Here is a 14488-nt window from a genome sequence, read left to right as displayed (position 1 = left end):
GGCGTTCGGCGCCGAAGGCGACGAGTTCGACCCGTCGGTGCACGAGGCGGTGATTTCAATGGAAATTGCGGACAGCGGGTGGTGTGTGCGTTCTGCGAGGGAGTTGTGAGCGCGTCCGGGCAGGGTTGCCCGCATGAAGATCGTCAACACTCATCAGGCGGAAGCCTGGAACGGCTACGAAGGCACGCACTGGGCGGAGAACCAGGAGCGGTACGAAGCGATGGTCGGCGGGCTCGGCGGCCGCAACGATGTCCAGCTGTTCGAGGCCGCGGGCATCGAGAGCGACCACCACGTGCTCGACATCGGGTGCGGCAACGGGCAGACGACCCGGACCGCCGCGCGCCAGGCGGTCGGCGGGCACGCCCTCGGCGTCGACCTGTCCGGGCCGATGCTCGAACGAGCCCGGCGCACGGCCGCGGCCGAAGGCATCGGCAACGTGACGTTCGAGCAGGGCGACGCCCAGGTCCACGACTTCCCGGCCGCCCGGTTCGACGTGGCCATCAGCCGCGGCGGGATCATGTACTTCGCCGATCCGGTGGCCGCGTTCGCCAACATCGGCGCGGCGCTGAAGCCGTCCGGGCGGCTGGTCTTCGGGTGCGGCCGGGACGCCTCCGACGCCGACTTCGGCGCCGTGTGGGCTGCGATCGGCGCGCACGTCGCCCTGCCCGATCCGGCTGAGGACACCGCGCCCGGGCCGGCCACGTTCACCGATCCCGGGCGCATCCGCGAGATCCTGACCGGGGCCGGCTTCGCGGACGTCGTCCTCCGGGAAGCCGAGTCCGAGATGGTGCTGGGCGAGAACGCGGCCGACGCCGCCGAGTTCATCTTCGGCTGGGGCCCGACGCGGTTCTGGATGTCCGATGCCGACGACGCGTCCGTCGGCCGGGCGCGTGAGGAGGCCACCGCCGCGCTGCGGACGCTGGAGCGAGATGGCTCCGTCGTCGCGAAGACCTTCGGATGGTTGGTCACGGCCACCTGGCGCGGATGATCGGCTAGCGGACCGGCCCCTGCCGCCGGCCGACGATCTCATGTGGAGAGTCCTCGGCCACGTCGCCCGTGCACGGCGCGCAAGTATGCTCGCTGTGCCGGGCGAGCAGGGGAGGCGGCGATGGCTGAGGTGACCAATCCACCTGCTCGCAACACGCGTCCCCGCAACCGCCGGGCGCTGATCACCGCCGCCGCCGCGGACCTGTTCTACCGGCTCGGCTACGCGCGGGTCGGGATGAGCGACATCGCCGAGGCGGTCGGCGTCGGCTCGTCGGCGCTGTACCGGCACTTCGCGGGCAAGCAGCAGCTGCTGACCCGGGTCGTCCTCGACGAGCTCCAGCCGTTCAACGCGATCGCCGCGCAGGTGGCCGACCGGGACTTGGACGACGTGGTCGCGCAGCTCGCCGCCGCCGCGCTGGACCACCGCCAGCTCGGCGTGCTCTGGCAGCGCGAAGCCCGGCACCTGCCCGCCGAGCAGCGCGATGTGCTGCGCGAGGAGCTGCGCGGTGTGGCCACCGGGCTGGCCGAGGTGGCGCGCGCCTTCCGGCCCGAGCTGACCGGCGAGGACGCCCGGTTCCGCGCCTGGTGCATGTTCAGCGTCCTGACCAGCCCGTCCTACCACCAGGTGGACCTGCCGCGGCGCCAGTTCGAGCAGCTGCTCCGGGCCATGGTGGTCGTCATCGGGACCCAGCCGCCGCAGCGGTTCGCCGACCACCACGAGCCCGACGCCGACCAGCGGGCCGCGCTGTTCGCCGGGCGCGCCTCCCGGCGGCGGCTGTTGCTGGCCGCGGCGATGCGGCTGTTCTCCGACGCCGGCTACACCGAGGTGACCACCGAGGACGTCGGCGCGGCGGCCGGCATCGCCGGGCCCAGCCTGTACAACTACTTCGCCAGCAAGCAGGAGCTGCTCGGCGCCGTGATCACCCGCGGCAACGCGTGGCTGGAGGTCGAGCTCGAACGGACCCTGGCCAGCACGCCGGCCGCCGACGACGCGCTGCGCGAGCTGCTGAGCTCCTACATCGGCTTCGCCTTCGACCACGGCCGGTTCATCGACATCCTGGTCAGCGAGGTCAACCACCTGCCGGACGCGGAACGGCACCGGGCGCGGCAGACCCAGCACGCCTACGTGGCCGAGTGGGTCGGGCTGCTGTGCGAGGCGCGGCCGGGGCTCGACCCGGTGCGCGCCCGGATCCTGGTGCAGGCGGCGTTGACGGTCGCCAACGACATGGTGCGCACCGGCTCGGTGCGCGACGTCGACGCGCTGTTGCGGATCGGCTCGGCGCTGATGCTGGACACGCCCGTCGAGACCGTGTGACCGGCCACAAGCAGAGCGTGGATGACTACTACTAGATATTCACTTAAGCATCATCCCCGCAGGAGAATGCTCGATTGCCTGGCCTGGACGAACTAGGGGCAGCTCACTTCGAAATTGACTTCGGCCGTCGCGCCGGATTAGGCTCCGCGATGACCAGGTCTGCCAGCACGCACGCCGCGCCCGGCCTTGGGGTGACGACCGGCTGCCACGCGCCGAGGCGCGTCGCCGGGTTCCGGGCCTGGAACGCCGCGGGCGGGCGGCAGACACTGGAGCCGAGCAGGTAACGAGGACAGGTTGGTTGCATGAGCAGCGCGACGGAGCCGGTCGGTCAGCCGCCGGTGGACGTGCCGGACATCCACACGACCGCCGGCAAGCTGGCGGATCTGTACCGGCGGAATGACGAGGCGGTGCACGCCGGCTCGGCGCGCGCGGTGGCCAAGCAGCACGCGAAGGGCAAGAACACCGCCCGCGAGCGCATCGACATGCTGCTGGACCCGGGTTCGTTCGTGGAGATCGACGAGCACGCGCGGCACCGCTCCACGAACTTCGGCATGGACGCGAACCGCCCCTACGGCGACGGCGTGGTGACCGGCTACGGCACCGTCGACGGCCGCAAGGTGTGCGTGTTCTCCCAGGACTTCACCGTCTTCGGCGGGTCGCTGGGCGAGGTGTTCGGCGAGAAGATCGTCAAGGTCATGGACCTGGCGCTGAAGACCGGCTGCCCGCTGATCGGCATCAACGACTCCGGCGGCGCGCGCATCCAGGAGGGCGTCGCGGCGCTGGGCCTGTACGCCGAGATCTTCAAGCGCAACACCCACGCCTCCGGCGTGATCCCGCAGATCTCGCTGATCATGGGCCCGTGCGCGGGCGGCGCGGTGTACTCGCCGGCGATCACCGACTTCACGGTGATGGTCGACCAGACCTCGCACATGTTCATCACCGGCCCCGACGTCATCAAGACGGTCACCGGCGAGGACGTGACCTTCGAGGAGCTCGGCGGCGCGCGCACCCACAACTCGCGCTCCGGCAACGCGCACTACCTGGCCACCGACGAGGCGGACGCCATCGCCTACGTCAAGGAGCTGCTGTCGTTCCTGCCCAGCAACAACCTGGCTGAGGCGCCGGTGTTCGACGGTGCCGACACCGGCACCGGCTCGATCGCCGAGTCGATCACCGACGGCGACCGCGAGCTGGACGCGCTGGTCCCGGACTCGCCGAACCAGCCCTACGACATGCTCGAGGTCATCTCCCGCGTCGTCGACGACGAGGAGTTCCTGGAGGTCGGGGCGCTGTTCGCGCCGAACATCATCACCGGCTACGGGCGCATCGAGGGCCACCCGGTGGGAGTGGTCGCCAACCAGCCCACCCAGTTCGCTGGCACCCTGGACATCGACGCCAGCGAGAAGGCCGCGCGGTTCGTCCGCACCTGCGACGCCTTCAACATCCCGGTGCTGACCTTCGTGGACGTGCCGGGCTTCCTGCCGGGCACCGACCAGGAGTGGAACGGCATCATCCGGCGCGGCGCGAAGCTGCTGTACGCCTACGCCGAGGCCACCGTCCCGCTGGTCACCGTGATCACCCGCAAGGCCTACGGCGGCGCCTACGACGTGATGGGCTCCAAGCACCTGGGCGCGGACGTCAACCTGGCGTGGCCGACCGCGCAGATCGCGGTCATGGGCGCGCAGGGCGCGGTGAACATCCTCTACCGGCGGCAGCTCGCCGAAGCGGCCGAGAACGGCGAGGACGTCGAGGCCACGCGGGCGCAGCTGCAGCAGGAGTACGAGGACACCCTCTGCAACCCTTACGTGGCCGCCGAACGCGGCTACGTCGACTCGGTGATCCCGCCGTCCTACACCCGCGGGTACGTCGCGCGGTCGCTGCGGATGCTGCGCGACAAGCGCGCCAGCCTGCCCGCGAAGAAGCACGGCAACATCCCGCTGTGACGTCGTCCCACCCGCGAGGAGGTGCCAGATGAGCCAGGACGCGACGCCGGAGGAGCGTCCGGTGCTGCGCATCGTGCGCGGCAATCCCGACGACGCCGAGATCGCCGCGCTGACCGCGGCGCTGAGCGGCCTCGCCGCCGCGAACGCCGCGGCCGAGCCGCAGCAGCGGCCGATGTCGCTGTGGGGCGACCGGTCCGCCGCGCTGCGCCACCCGGCGGGCCGCCGGCCGCTGCGCCCCGGCCCGCACGCTTGGCGCGCGTCGGCCCTCCCGGGCTGATGTCGTTGCCCGCCAACAAGATTTTCGCCAGCCGTCCGGCGTCGCGCCGGGAAATGAGGAGTTGACCACTGTGGACGTGACGCCGATCAGCAAGGTCCTGGTCGCCAACCGCGGTGAGATCGCGGTGCGGGTGATCCGCGCCTGCAAGGACGAGGGCATCGCCTCCGTCGCCGTGTACGCCGAGCCGGACGCCGACGCGGTGTTCGTGCGGCTGGCCGACGAGGCCTTCGCGCTGGGCGGCTCGACGCCCGGCGAGTCGTACCTGAACATCGACAAGATCATCGACGTCGCCAAGCGTGCCGAGGCCGACGCCGTGCACCCCGGCTACGGCTTCCTGTCGGAGAACGCCGAGTTCGCCCAGGCGGTGCTCGACGCGGGTCTGATCTGGATCGGGCCGTCGCCGCAGGCGATCCGCGACCTCGGCGACAAGGTCACCGCCCGGCACATCGCGACCCGCGCGGGCGCGCCGCTGGTGCCGGGGACGAAGGACCCGGTCAACGGCGCCGACGAGGTCGTCGCCTTCGCCGAGGAGCACGGGCTGCCGGTGGCCATCAAGGCCGCGTTCGGCGGCGGCGGCCGGGGCCTGAAGGTCGCCCGGACGCTGGAGGAGATCCCCGAGCTGTACGCCTCGGCGGTGCGCGAGGCCGAGACGGCGTTCGGCCGCGGCGAGTGCTTCGTCGAGCGCTACCTGGACCGGCCGCGGCACGTCGAGGCGCAGGTCCTCGCCGACCAGCACGGCAACGTGGTGGTCGTGGGCACCCGCGACTGCTCGCTGCAGCGGCGGCACCAGAAGCTCGTCGAGGAGGCCCCGGCGCCGTTCCTCAGCGACGACCAGCACCGCACCATCCACGAGGCGGCGCGCGCCATCTGCGCCGAGGCCGGCTACTACGGCGCGGGCACCGTGGAGTTCCTGGTGGGTCTGGACGGGACGATCTCGTTCCTGGAGGTCAACACCCGCCTGCAGGTGGAGCACCCGGTGTCGGAGGAGACCACGGGCCTGGACCTGGTGCGCGAGCAGTTCCGCATCGCCGCCGGTGAGAAGCTGCGGATCACGGCCGACCCCGAGCCGCGCGGCCACTCCATCGAGTTCCGGATCAACGGCGAGGACGCGGGCCGCAACTTCCTGCCCGCGCCGGGCACCGTGACCCGCTTCGTCGCGCCGCACGGCCCGGGTGTCCGGGTGGACGCCGGCGTCGAGTCGGGCAGCGTGATCGGCGGCCAGTTCGACTCGCTGCTGGCGAAGGTGATCGTCACCGGCGCGGACCGGCAGCAGGCGCTGGAGCGCTCGCGGCGGGTGCTGGACGAGATGGTCGTGGAAGGCATGGCCACGGTGCTGCCGTTCCACCGCGAGATCGTCCGCGACCCGGCGTTCGTCGGGGCCGACGGCTTCACCGTGCACACCCGGTGGATCGAGACGGAGTTCGACAACAACATCGAGCCGTTCACCGGCGGCGTCGAGGCGGAGGAGCCGGAGGCGCGGCAGACGATCACCGTCGAGGTCGGCGGCCGCCGCCTGGAGGTCTCGCTGCCCGCGGAGCTGGCGGTCTCGTCGGCGTCCCCGGCGGCGAAGGCGAAGCCGCGCAAGCGTTCCGCGGGCAAGGCCGGTGCGGCGGTGTCCGGCGACGCGGTGACCGCGCCGATGCAGGGCACGATCGTGAAGGTCGCGGTGGCCGACGGCCAGGAGGTCGCGGCGGGCGACCTGATCGCGGTGCTGGAAGCGATGAAGATGGAGAACCCGGTGACGGCCCACAAGGCGGGCACGGTGACGGGCCTGTCGGCGCAGCCGGGCGACTCGGTGTCCCAGGGCACCACGCTCTGCGAGCTGAAGGACTGATCCACCTTCCAGGTGACGGGTGAAGGGCGCCCTCGACCAGGTCCACCACCGATCGGGTCACTTCTTCCGCAATTTCAATGGAAATTGGAGGTCCAATTTCCATTGAAATTGCGGATCCCTGAACGGGCCGGGCCCGGCTGGGTGCCCTTCACCTGGATAAGATCACCTGGCCGCGGGGATCACCGGCAGCGTGATCTGCGACGGGTGCTGCGCGGAGTTGTGGATGGTCAGCGGCGACAGCGCCGCAGGCAGGTCGCGCAGCGTCGGCAGGAGGTGCGGCACGTCGAAGGCCTGCACGGAGATCCGTAGCCGGTGGCCGGGCGGGATCACCGCGCCGGTGGGGAAGACCTCCACGTCGATCGGCGCGATTTCCCCTGGCTGCAACAGGTTCTGCGTGTCCTTGGTGAACGGGTGGTACGGCTGGATCAGCTGCCCGTCGAGGTAGCGCGAGCGCTCTTCGTCCAGTGCCCGGTGCGACAGCACCTGCCAGCCGCCGGTGAGCCGGTTGACCTCGCCGGTCGGCGACACCGACGACACCGATACCGACAGCATGCCGTTGCCGGTCGGCGTCGAGGTGTGCAGCCGCGCGTTGATCGGACCGCGCATCCGCAGCGGTTGTGCCACCGGTTCGGTTTCGAAGACCGCGCCGGACAAGTCGTTCCACCGGTTGTCCTCGCACAGCCGCGAGATCCCGACGGCGTTGGGCAGCCCGGCGGTCCACTGGTTGGCCGAGCGGGTGCACAGTCCGGAGACCGGGACCGGCGCGACGGTGCTCTGCCCCTGCTCGGCGCCCTCGGCGACCAGTTTTCCTGGCGCGCCGGGGAAAGAGGTGCCGGAGAGCTGGAACGTCGTGGCGCGCTGCTCGTCGATCCAGCCCTGCGCGTGATGCCATTCGCCGGAGTTGATCTCGTGCCAGGTCAGCGGCGGGATGTCGGCGTCCAGGGCCGGGTCGGGCAGCCCCCGCACGTAGCGGTCGAACCAGCGCAGCTGGAGTTCCTGCAGCGTGCCGTGCCCGGCTTCGGCGATCCCGGCGCCGGTGCTGCCCTGCAGGTGGTCCCACGGCCCGAAGATCATCTTCGCCGGGACGCCGCGCTCCCGGAGCCGGTCGAACACCATCGGCGTGCCGCGCTGGAACAGGTCGTACTCGCCGCCGACGAGGAAGGTGGGCACGTCGATGCGGTCGAGCACGTTGATCGGCGAGCGCTCGGCGTAGAAGGGCCCGTCGAAGGCGGAGTCCAGCCCCAACGTCGCGGACAGCAGCATCGGCGCGGTGAACCCGGTGGCGCCCTGCACCCGCGAGAGGTACATCTGCAGCGCGTTGTCCGGCTCGCCGGCGCCGTAGGCGGGCGGGATCAGCCCGGTGCCGGTGACCAGGCCCAGCCACAGCGGGATGAACCCGACGTCGAGCGCGCCGCCGGAGGCGACGACGTCCCGGTAGGTGTCGGCGGCGGGGACCTGCGGGAAGATCGCCTTGAGCCCGGCGGGCCGTTCGGCGGCGGCGAAGAGCTGGCTGATGCCCATGTAGGAAGCGCCGTGCATGCCCACCGAACCGCTGCTCCAAGGCCGCTCTGAGGAGGCGGCCCAGTCGACGATCTCACCGGCATCGGTGTTCTCCCGAGCGCTGAAAGCGGCCCAAGAACCACCGGAACCGCCGGTGCCGCGCGCATCGACGGTGACCTGCACGTACCCACGTTTGACGAAGTAACCCGGGTCGCCGAGCGCGGTGGAGGCGGGACCGTCGAGCACGGTCTTGTTGTAGGCGGTGATGGTCAGCAGCACGGGGAAGCGGCCGTCGACCGGCCGGCCGTCGGCGTCGGCGGGACGCTGGACGTCGCCGCGCAGGACCACGCCGTCAGACATGGGGATGGAGACGTCGGTTTCGGTGGCTGCGGCGGGATATTCCTCGCCACGAGGAGCCCAACGGGCCTGAGCGGAACTGGTTTCGGCGGTGGTCAACCCGGCGAAGACGGTAGCCAGGGCGAGAAGCAGAGCCAGCACGGAGCGGCGCATGAAGACCTCCCGGGGAGTCCGGGAGATCAACGACGAGAGCCGCACCGGGTTACGCGGGCCGCCTCCGACTGCAGGTCGGGGGCGGCCCGCGCGGTGTCAGCGGTCGAACCGCCCGCCCTTGACGGCCTGCACGAACCCAACGACGTCAACCCGCAAGGTTGGCCCGGAGGGGTCCTTGGAGTCGCGGATGCGGTCTAAGGAACTTGCGAGTTCGACACAGGTCCCGGCGTTGGCGCTGTAGCTGGATTTGCGCCAGGTCGTTTCAGCCTTCATTGCCCTTCTCCATGCTGTTGGCGATGTACCTGATCAGCTTGGCAGACTCGGCCTGGTTCATAGCCACGTCAAGAACCTTCTCTGCCGCTCGCCGGTAGGTGCGCACGTCGGAGTCTTCATGCAAGAACAACGCGGACTTGAGGTTCTCCAGGTGCACGACCGTGCCTTCACCGGTCTCTATGAGGTGGAATTGTCCTTCGAGTGCCGGGTGCCAGCCGGTGCCGAAACGGAAGACCCGCAGTTCGATGTTGGGTCGTCGGGCCATCTCGAGTAGGTACTTGAGCTGCTCGATCATCGCTTCTCGACCGCCGAGCAGCTGCCGGAGGGCGGCTTCGCCGACCAGCGCGGTGAACTGAGTGGGTCGATCGCGCGTGATCACATCACGGCGCCCGATCCGAACGGCTATCCGCGCGGCCAGCTCACCGACTGGAACGCGTGCGTCCGTCATGACCGCGCGGATGTAGTCGTTCGTCTGGAGCAGTCCGGGAATCAGCATCGGCGATACTTCGAGAATCTTCGTCGCGTTCTGCTCGAAGTCGATGAAGGAGGCCAACTGCTGGCGCTGAGCCGGAAGCGTCGTGGCGACCCAGTTCGAGTCGTCCGCTCCGTAGGCCAGATCGACGATCTCCTCGTACCGGTCACCGCTGACGCCAAGCGATGTGAGAATCTGTGCAACCTGCTCGGGTTTGGGGGTGCGGTCTCCGGTCTCCCACCTCGACAGCACTCCGGGATCACGTCCGAGCTGAGCGGCGAACGCCCGCACCGTCAGGTCTTGCTCCTGCCTTGCCTGACGCAGTGCGTTCCCCAGCGCGCGGCCTTTCGGTGTCTTGGTCATTGCGGGTCTCCACGGTCTCACCTGTTGCGCCCACGGTCACGACATTGTTGATGATGCCAGTCTGCGCGAAAGTTAGGAATTACCACATTGTGGCAACGGAACCGCTTGCGCTGGGAGGGCATCTCATGCAACACGTTGGTCGGTCAGGCGATCAGATCCGGCATTTCCAGTACCGGCAAGGGGCGGTGCCGGAGTGGTGTCGGTTCGCGCATATCTGTTGCGGTGCAAGCGATTCCTTGGTTCGGTCTTGGTGTCGCCAGCTTTTCCAGACTGGCGAGGTGGAGGAGTGCTCTCCGCCAGGGGAGCCGTGCGCCGGGCTGCCGGTAGGGATACGCGAATGCACGGATTGCTTTTTGGCCGCAGAGTTTCCGGGGCTCATCAGCCGACCACTGGGGGAGGGATGATCCCGGCGCGGATCGACACACCGCGCGAGATGGCGTCCGCGATGCTGGTCCTACAGCAGGATCTAGCGGACGAAGCGCGGCGCATCCCGACCGGTGAGGTGGATACAGCGCGCCTGAGCCGACTGGCCGCCGACACCGAGCGCTTCGCCAGCGCCCTGCGCCGCTTCGGTTGGTTGGCCGCGCGGGGCTGACGGTCACATCGGCGGATACTTGAACACCGGGACGGGTGGGACGGCGCCGAGGATTTCCTCGATCTTCGATTCGGTCAGGATGGCGATTACCTGCTCCACAGTGGACGAAGAAAGATCTGCGAGGGCGATGTGGAAGGTGCCATCGCCGTAGCGCTCTGCTGCCAGGATCGTGGGGATCTGGCGGAGGAGCGATTCCGCGTCGGCCCGGGCGGTGGTCCACCAGTGCTCGAAGTTGCGTAGGAGCACGGCGCCGCCTCCGGCGGAGCGGGCGCCGATCGTCAGGATGGAGGTGCCCACGATGTCCGCTTCCCGCGACGTGGGCGTGCGGATTTCGCCGTCCCGCGGGTACCGGTCGGGGATGGCGCGGGCCATGTCGAGCTGGACGGTGACACCGCCGGCAGTGGTGCAGTGCTCCATGAACGGCTCGTGGAGCCGAGGCGGCAGATCGACGTGCAGCCCGACCTGGTCCTGCAGCGCGGAGTCGAAGCCGGGGTCGTCGTGGACGATCACCGGCGGGCCAGGCGGTTCCGGCTCGGGTTCGATGACCTCGGCGAGGAGGAGGATGGATCTCCAGCGCTTCATGGATTCGTGCAGGTCGTCCGGAGGCGACGTCCTTTCCATGATCTCACGGATTTCGTCTTGCTCTTGCTGCGAGATGGGGAATTGCTCCTTGTGCAGCGTGGACAACAGCACTTCGAGGACGTCGTCGTAGTCGCGGGCTTCGGCAGCCTTGGCCATGAACCGGCGAGCCTTCTCGGGGAGGCGATCCTGCATCCCGTTCACCAGGGCGTCCACCCTGCTCGCGAACTCGGCCACGTCCATGGCCCGCTCTTCCTCGCCCCGTTCCGCCTGCCGGGCCTGGTACCGCGTCGAGTAGCTGAACACCGGGATGGACTGCGCGGGGTCGAGCGACGCTTCGACCTCGGCTTTGGTGAGGGTGGTGATGACGTGCTGTGCGGTGGACGGGGAAACGTCGGCGAGAGCGACGTGGAAGGTGTCGCCGCTGTACCGTTCTGCCGCCAGGATCGTGGGTATTTGCCGGATGAAGGTTTCGGCGTCGGTGCGGGCGTCGGTCCACCAGTGCTCGAAGTCGCGCAGCAGGATGCCGCCGCCCCAGATGGAACAATCGCTGATCATCATGATCAACGTGGCGGCGATCTTGGCCTCCATCTCCGCGAAATCGCGGCTTCTGCCGTACTGCCCGCCTTGCTCGGGGATGGTGCGAGCCAGATCGACTTGGACGCTGACGCCGGTACTGGCAGCGAAGTGCGCCACGAACGCTCCGTACCGCTGAGGAGGAAGGGCGACGTGCAGTGCCACCTGTGCTTTCAGTGCATGGTCGAAGTCGGGTGCGCCATGCACCACCACCGGCCGCCCAGGCGCAGCCGTGATCCGCGCATCGTCGACGATGCGGGCCTTCGTGACGATGCTCTCCCATTCGTTGATGGAGCCGAAGAATTTAACCGGGAGTTCGAAGCGTCCCAGGATCACCCGCAGCTCATCGCGCTCCCACCTGGAGATCGGAACCTTGCCCTGGCCAATGCCCGTCAGCAACAGATTGAGCAGCATGGCGTGGTCGCCCGCAGGGATCGGTTCGGGCATGAAGAAGATGTCCTTGTACTGCAGCCGCCCGCGCATCCTGTGTATGAGCGCGTCAGTCCGCCTCGCGAACTCGTTGTCGTCCATGCGCTGCCATTCCGCCTTGGATCCCGAGCTCACTCGGCCGGCTGATTGCGTGGAAGGGTTACATCGATGGGTACTTGAACACTGGGACGGGTGGGACGGCGCCGAGGATTTCCTCGATCTTCGATTCGGTCAGCACGGTGATGACCTGCTCCACCGTGGACGATGACATGTCCGCGAGGGCGATGTGGAAGTTGTCGTCGCCGACCTGCTCCGCGGCCAGGACCGTGGGGAGCTGTCGGATCAGGTTCTCGGCGTCGGAGCGCTTCTTGGTCCACCACTGCTCGAAGCCGCGCAGCAGGATGCCGCCGCCCCAGATGGAGCCGTCGCTGATCGCCTGGATCATCAGGGGAACGAAGTTCGCTTCCACCTCGGTGGGTTTGTGGACCTTCCCGCTCCGCAGGTACTCGTCGGGGTTGGTGCGGGCGAGGTTGATCTCGACGCCGACTCCGACGGCGGCGGTGAAATGGTCCACGAACGACTCGTACAGTCGGGGCGGCAGATCGACGTGCAGCCCGACCTGGGTCCGCAAGGTGCGACCGAAGTCCGGGTTCTCGTGCACGATCACCGACGGCCCGGACGCAACCGGCTGCCCGGGCTCATCCCGCTCCGGCCCGTCGTCGATGATGTCGGCGGAGTCGACGATGTTCTTCCAGTCGTTGATGAAGTCGTACATCTTGGCCGGAAGCTCATAGAACCTCATGATCGCGCGTAGTTCATCGCGTTCGCGTTTTGAGATCGGGATTCTTCTTTTAGAGATGATTGCCAACAGCAAATCGAGTACCTCGGCATGCTCGCCGGCATGCGCTGCGCCGGACATGAAGTCGTAATCCTGGTCGCGCAGGCGGTTGCGCATTCCCTGGAAGAGTGCATCGGCGCGGTCCATAAATTCGATCTCGTCCATGATCATTTCTTTCTGGGATTCTGTTCCACGCCGGGTCCGCCTTTGGGGTAGGCCGTACGCACACTGCCGTCTTCGTTGAGTATGACTTCGATGAGCACACCATCTCGAACGCCAGTGAGCTTCCAGCGGCCGTTGTCTTGCCTAATCGGCGGGCTGTCCGGGTTCTTCGCGACGTCCTGAACACGGCTCAGGATGTCTGGCCCGTTCCACCCCGGCGGTGGCGGAAACTCCGTCTTTCCTGGTTTTCCGGTCCCGGCGAGGTGGCCACCGCCGGTCTGGTCGCTGTAGAGGATGTGCGTTGCCCGCTCGGCCGTGATGTGCACCGATGCCGGGTTGGGGTGCGGTTCGTCCACTCCTGCCCAGGCGTCGTACGGTGCGGTGCCGAGGTGTTGTTCGAGTCCATGGTCTGCCTGATCGTAGGCCCGTCGCTCGGACTCCAGGGTGACCGCCTCGGCGTCGCGTGCCCAGGCGTGCAGCCGGTCGGCGATGCCGGTGGCCAGCAGCTGCATGGCGTCGCCACGCTCGTACTCGTACGTTGCCTTGATCTTGGGCATGATCGTCTTGATGGCCGCGTACCTGCCGATCTCATAGCCCAGTCCAGCGAGCTCGGCGATCGAATGTTTGCGCAAGAGGCCGAGCGCGGAGAAGATGTCCAGTTCGTCCACTATCTGATGGAGCTTCGCGATGCTTGTCTGGGCGTTTCGCACCGCCTTGGACAGCACCTTGCACGATTCGCTCAGCGCACTGCATGCGGAGGTGAGCACCGGCAGGATCTCGGAGGTTCCGCAGATCTGGGACTTGGTGGCCCAGTACTGGCGGATGCTGTCGAAGACCGCACCGCGGTTGGACTCCACCAAGCCGTTGATTAGTTCATCCCCGGACCGCGAGACCTCCGTCAGGGTTTCGACGAAGCGTCTCCACTCGCCGTAGGCGAACATGAGCCCCGAGGGGTCACCGTCGGGCCAGTACTCGTAGCCCCAGTCCTCCAAGCTCTGCGCCGGGGCGCCCGAGCCGCTGGGTGGTGGCTCGGGGCCGGGGCTGACGGTGTCGACCGGGAGCTGCGGTAGTCGTTCCGGCAGCGTGGCGCCGTGTCCGGCGGTGGAGGCTTCCTCGGAGTCGACATAGTTGTTGCCGGTGTCGGTCATGCCCTGCGCGATGCCACCCAGCAGATCAGTGGCCGCGCCGAGCACCGCCCACACCGCCCGCGCGGTTTCGTCGTAGAGGGTGCGCCACGGGGCGAGAACCGGGTCGGCTCCGGCCATACCAGTGGCGCTGCCGTGCAGGTTGCGGCTGATCCAGCCCATGTTGTCGGCCAGTTGCTGCTGGAGCCCGTGGAACGACCGCGCGGCGCGCCTCAGTTCCTCGATGGAGACGTCGACCTCGCCGCCGGCCGAGCCTGCCGACATCGGCACGGTGGAAGAGCCGCCCGACGAACCTGCGGGGGCGTCCCAGATCGCCAGGTTCGCCTGGTGCGCGCTGCGGTAGTTCTCGTCGATCAGCGACAGCAGGTCCGCCATGCCGTCGAGGAACTCGGTCATCTCCTCGGCTTCGCGAACCCACGTCGCCCGCGCGACCTCGAAGCTGTCCGCGGCCTGCCCGGTCCAGGACGCCCGCAGCGGCCCGAGTGATCCGTCGAGATCGGCCAGCTTGGTCCGAACCTGCCCGGTGGCATCGCGGACGCTTTCCCACGCCTCGCCGATCGCGGCATAGCGGACAGCGAACCGGTCCATCCCGTTCCCCCGTTACCGTTTTCGTGGCTCTGATCTTGGAGCCCTGGTCGCCAGGTCCGGCATGACTTTGTCCCCCAGTCGCTTGCATGATCCGGGGGGTGG

Annotated in this window: 12 protein-coding genes; 6 read left to right on the top strand and 6 right to left on the bottom strand. The window is 68.5% G+C overall.

Going from position 1 to position 14488, the window contains the following annotated elements; translation table 11 throughout:
* The first annotated feature begins 133 nt into the window (after positions 1 to 133).
* The 5 genes from AB0H93_RS43890 to AB0H93_RS43870 all read left to right on the top strand — a co-directional run bounded on the left by AB0H93_RS43890 (position 134) and on the right by AB0H93_RS43870 (position 6356).
* A complete protein-coding gene (locus AB0H93_RS43890) occupies positions 134 to 988 on the top strand; it encodes a class I SAM-dependent methyltransferase (protein WP_358582823.1) in 855 nt (284 codons plus the stop codon).
* Positions 989 to 1108: 120 nt separating this feature from the next.
* The gene (locus AB0H93_RS43885; protein WP_358582820.1) at positions 1109 to 2302 is read left to right on the top strand and encodes a TetR/AcrR family transcriptional regulator; all 1194 of its coding nucleotides are present in this window, start codon (positions 1109 to 1111) and stop codon (positions 2300 to 2302) included.
* Between the two features lie 302 nt (positions 2303 to 2604).
* Positions 2605 to 4245: an acyl-CoA carboxylase subunit beta gene (locus AB0H93_RS43880; protein WP_358582818.1), complete on the top strand. Its 1641-nt coding sequence runs from the start codon at positions 2605 to 2607 to the stop codon at positions 4243 to 4245.
* Between the two features lie 28 nt (positions 4246 to 4273).
* Positions 4274 to 4522 carry an acyl-CoA carboxylase subunit epsilon gene (locus tag AB0H93_RS43875; protein ID WP_358582816.1) on the top strand — a complete coding sequence of 83 codons (249 nt, stop codon included), beginning with the start codon at positions 4274 to 4276 and terminating at the stop codon, positions 4520 to 4522.
* A gap of 70 nt (positions 4523 to 4592) precedes the next feature.
* A complete protein-coding gene (locus tag AB0H93_RS43870) occupies positions 4593 to 6356 on the top strand; it encodes an acetyl/propionyl/methylcrotonyl-CoA carboxylase subunit alpha (RefSeq protein WP_358582825.1) in 1764 nt (587 codons plus the stop codon).
* A gap of 162 nt (positions 6357 to 6518) precedes the next feature.
* Here the strand turns inward: AB0H93_RS43870 and AB0H93_RS43865 are convergent, their stop codons facing one another.
* From AB0H93_RS43865 to AB0H93_RS43855, 3 genes are all read right to left on the bottom strand, one after another.
* Entirely contained in the window at positions 6519 to 8366 is a 1848-nt protein-coding gene (locus AB0H93_RS43865; protein ID WP_358582813.1) for a CocE/NonD family hydrolase, read from the bottom strand.
* Positions 8367 to 8462: 96 nt separating this feature from the next.
* On the bottom strand, positions 8463 to 8639 hold the full coding sequence (locus AB0H93_RS43860) for a DUF397 domain-containing protein (protein ID WP_358395035.1): 177 nt from the start codon (positions 8637 to 8639) through the stop codon (positions 8463 to 8465).
* Positions 8629 to 9474 (bottom strand): helix-turn-helix transcriptional regulator, encoded by an 846-nt coding sequence (locus AB0H93_RS43855; protein WP_358582811.1) that lies wholly within the window; start codon positions 9472 to 9474, stop codon positions 8629 to 8631. Before AB0H93_RS43855 ends, AB0H93_RS43860 begins: the two co-directional genes overlap by 11 nt.
* 400 nt (positions 9475 to 9874) lie before the next feature.
* On the opposite strand from AB0H93_RS43855, the gene AB0H93_RS43850 reads away from it, so the two are divergent.
* On the top strand, positions 9875 to 10069 hold the full coding sequence (locus AB0H93_RS43850) for a hypothetical protein (RefSeq protein ID WP_358395030.1): 195 nt from the start codon (positions 9875 to 9877) through the stop codon (positions 10067 to 10069).
* Between the two features lie 3 nt (positions 10070 to 10072).
* On the opposite strand, the gene AB0H93_RS43845 is transcribed toward AB0H93_RS43850, so the two are convergent.
* Genes AB0H93_RS43845 through AB0H93_RS43835 form a run of 3 tightly spaced genes read right to left on the bottom strand, consistent with a single transcriptional unit; the run spans position 10073 to position 14386 of the window.
* Positions 10073 to 11755: a hypothetical protein gene (locus AB0H93_RS43845; protein ID WP_358582808.1), complete on the bottom strand. Its 1683-nt coding sequence runs from the start codon at positions 11753 to 11755 to the stop codon at positions 10073 to 10075.
* Positions 11756 to 11813: 58 nt separating this feature from the next.
* Positions 11814 to 12656 (bottom strand): hypothetical protein, encoded by an 843-nt coding sequence (locus tag AB0H93_RS43840; RefSeq protein WP_358582805.1) that lies wholly within the window; start codon positions 12654 to 12656, stop codon positions 11814 to 11816.
* Between the two features lie 2 nt (positions 12657 to 12658).
* A complete protein-coding gene (locus tag AB0H93_RS43835) occupies positions 12659 to 14386 on the bottom strand; it encodes a WXG100 family type VII secretion target (protein ID WP_358582803.1) in 1728 nt (575 codons plus the stop codon).
* Between the last annotated feature and the right edge of the window lie 102 nt (positions 14387 to 14488).

The sequence above is a fragment of the Saccharopolyspora sp. NPDC050642 genome (genome assembly GCF_040654735.1).
Taxonomy (GTDB): Bacteria; Actinomycetota; Actinomycetes; order Mycobacteriales; family Pseudonocardiaceae; genus Saccharopolyspora; species Saccharopolyspora elongata.
The sequence above is the reverse complement of the archived record's forward strand: the minus strand, read 5'-3'. Positions and strand labels throughout refer to the sequence as shown.

What these genes read in the sequence shown, in the direction of transcription:
- AB0H93_RS43890 (WP_358582823.1), top strand. Translation starts at nt 134, where the DNA reads ATGAAGATCGTCAACACTCATCAGGCGGAAGCCTGGAACGGCTACGAA.
- AB0H93_RS43885 (WP_358582820.1), top strand. Translation starts at nt 1,109, where the DNA reads ATGGCTGAGGTGACCAATCCACCTGCTCGCAACACGCGTCCCCGCAAC.
- AB0H93_RS43880 (WP_358582818.1), top strand. Translation starts at nt 2,605, where the DNA reads ATGAGCAGCGCGACGGAGCCGGTCGGTCAGCCGCCGGTGGACGTGCCG.
- AB0H93_RS43875 (WP_358582816.1), top strand. Translation starts at nt 4,274, where the DNA reads ATGAGCCAGGACGCGACGCCGGAGGAGCGTCCGGTGCTGCGCATCGTG.
- AB0H93_RS43865 (WP_358582813.1), bottom strand. Translation starts at nt 8,366, where the DNA reads ATGCGCCGCTCCGTGCTGGCTCTGCTTCTCGCCCTGGCTACCGTCTTC.
- AB0H93_RS43860 (WP_358395035.1), bottom strand. Translation starts at nt 8,639, where the DNA reads ATGAAGGCTGAAACGACCTGGCGCAAATCCAGCTACAGCGCCAACGCC.
- AB0H93_RS43855 (WP_358582811.1), bottom strand. Translation starts at nt 9,474, where the DNA reads ATGACCAAGACACCGAAAGGCCGCGCGCTGGGGAACGCACTGCGTCAG.
- AB0H93_RS43850 (WP_358395030.1), top strand. Translation starts at nt 9,875, where the DNA reads ATGATCCCGGCGCGGATCGACACACCGCGCGAGATGGCGTCCGCGATG.
- AB0H93_RS43845 (WP_358582808.1), bottom strand. Translation starts at nt 11,755, where the DNA reads ATGGACGACAACGAGTTCGCGAGGCGGACTGACGCGCTCATACACAGG.
- AB0H93_RS43840 (WP_358582805.1), bottom strand. Translation starts at nt 12,656, where the DNA reads ATGGACGAGATCGAATTTATGGACCGCGCCGATGCACTCTTCCAGGGA.
- AB0H93_RS43835 (WP_358582803.1), bottom strand. Translation starts at nt 14,386, where the DNA reads ATGGACCGGTTCGCTGTCCGCTATGCCGCGATCGGCGAGGCGTGGGAA.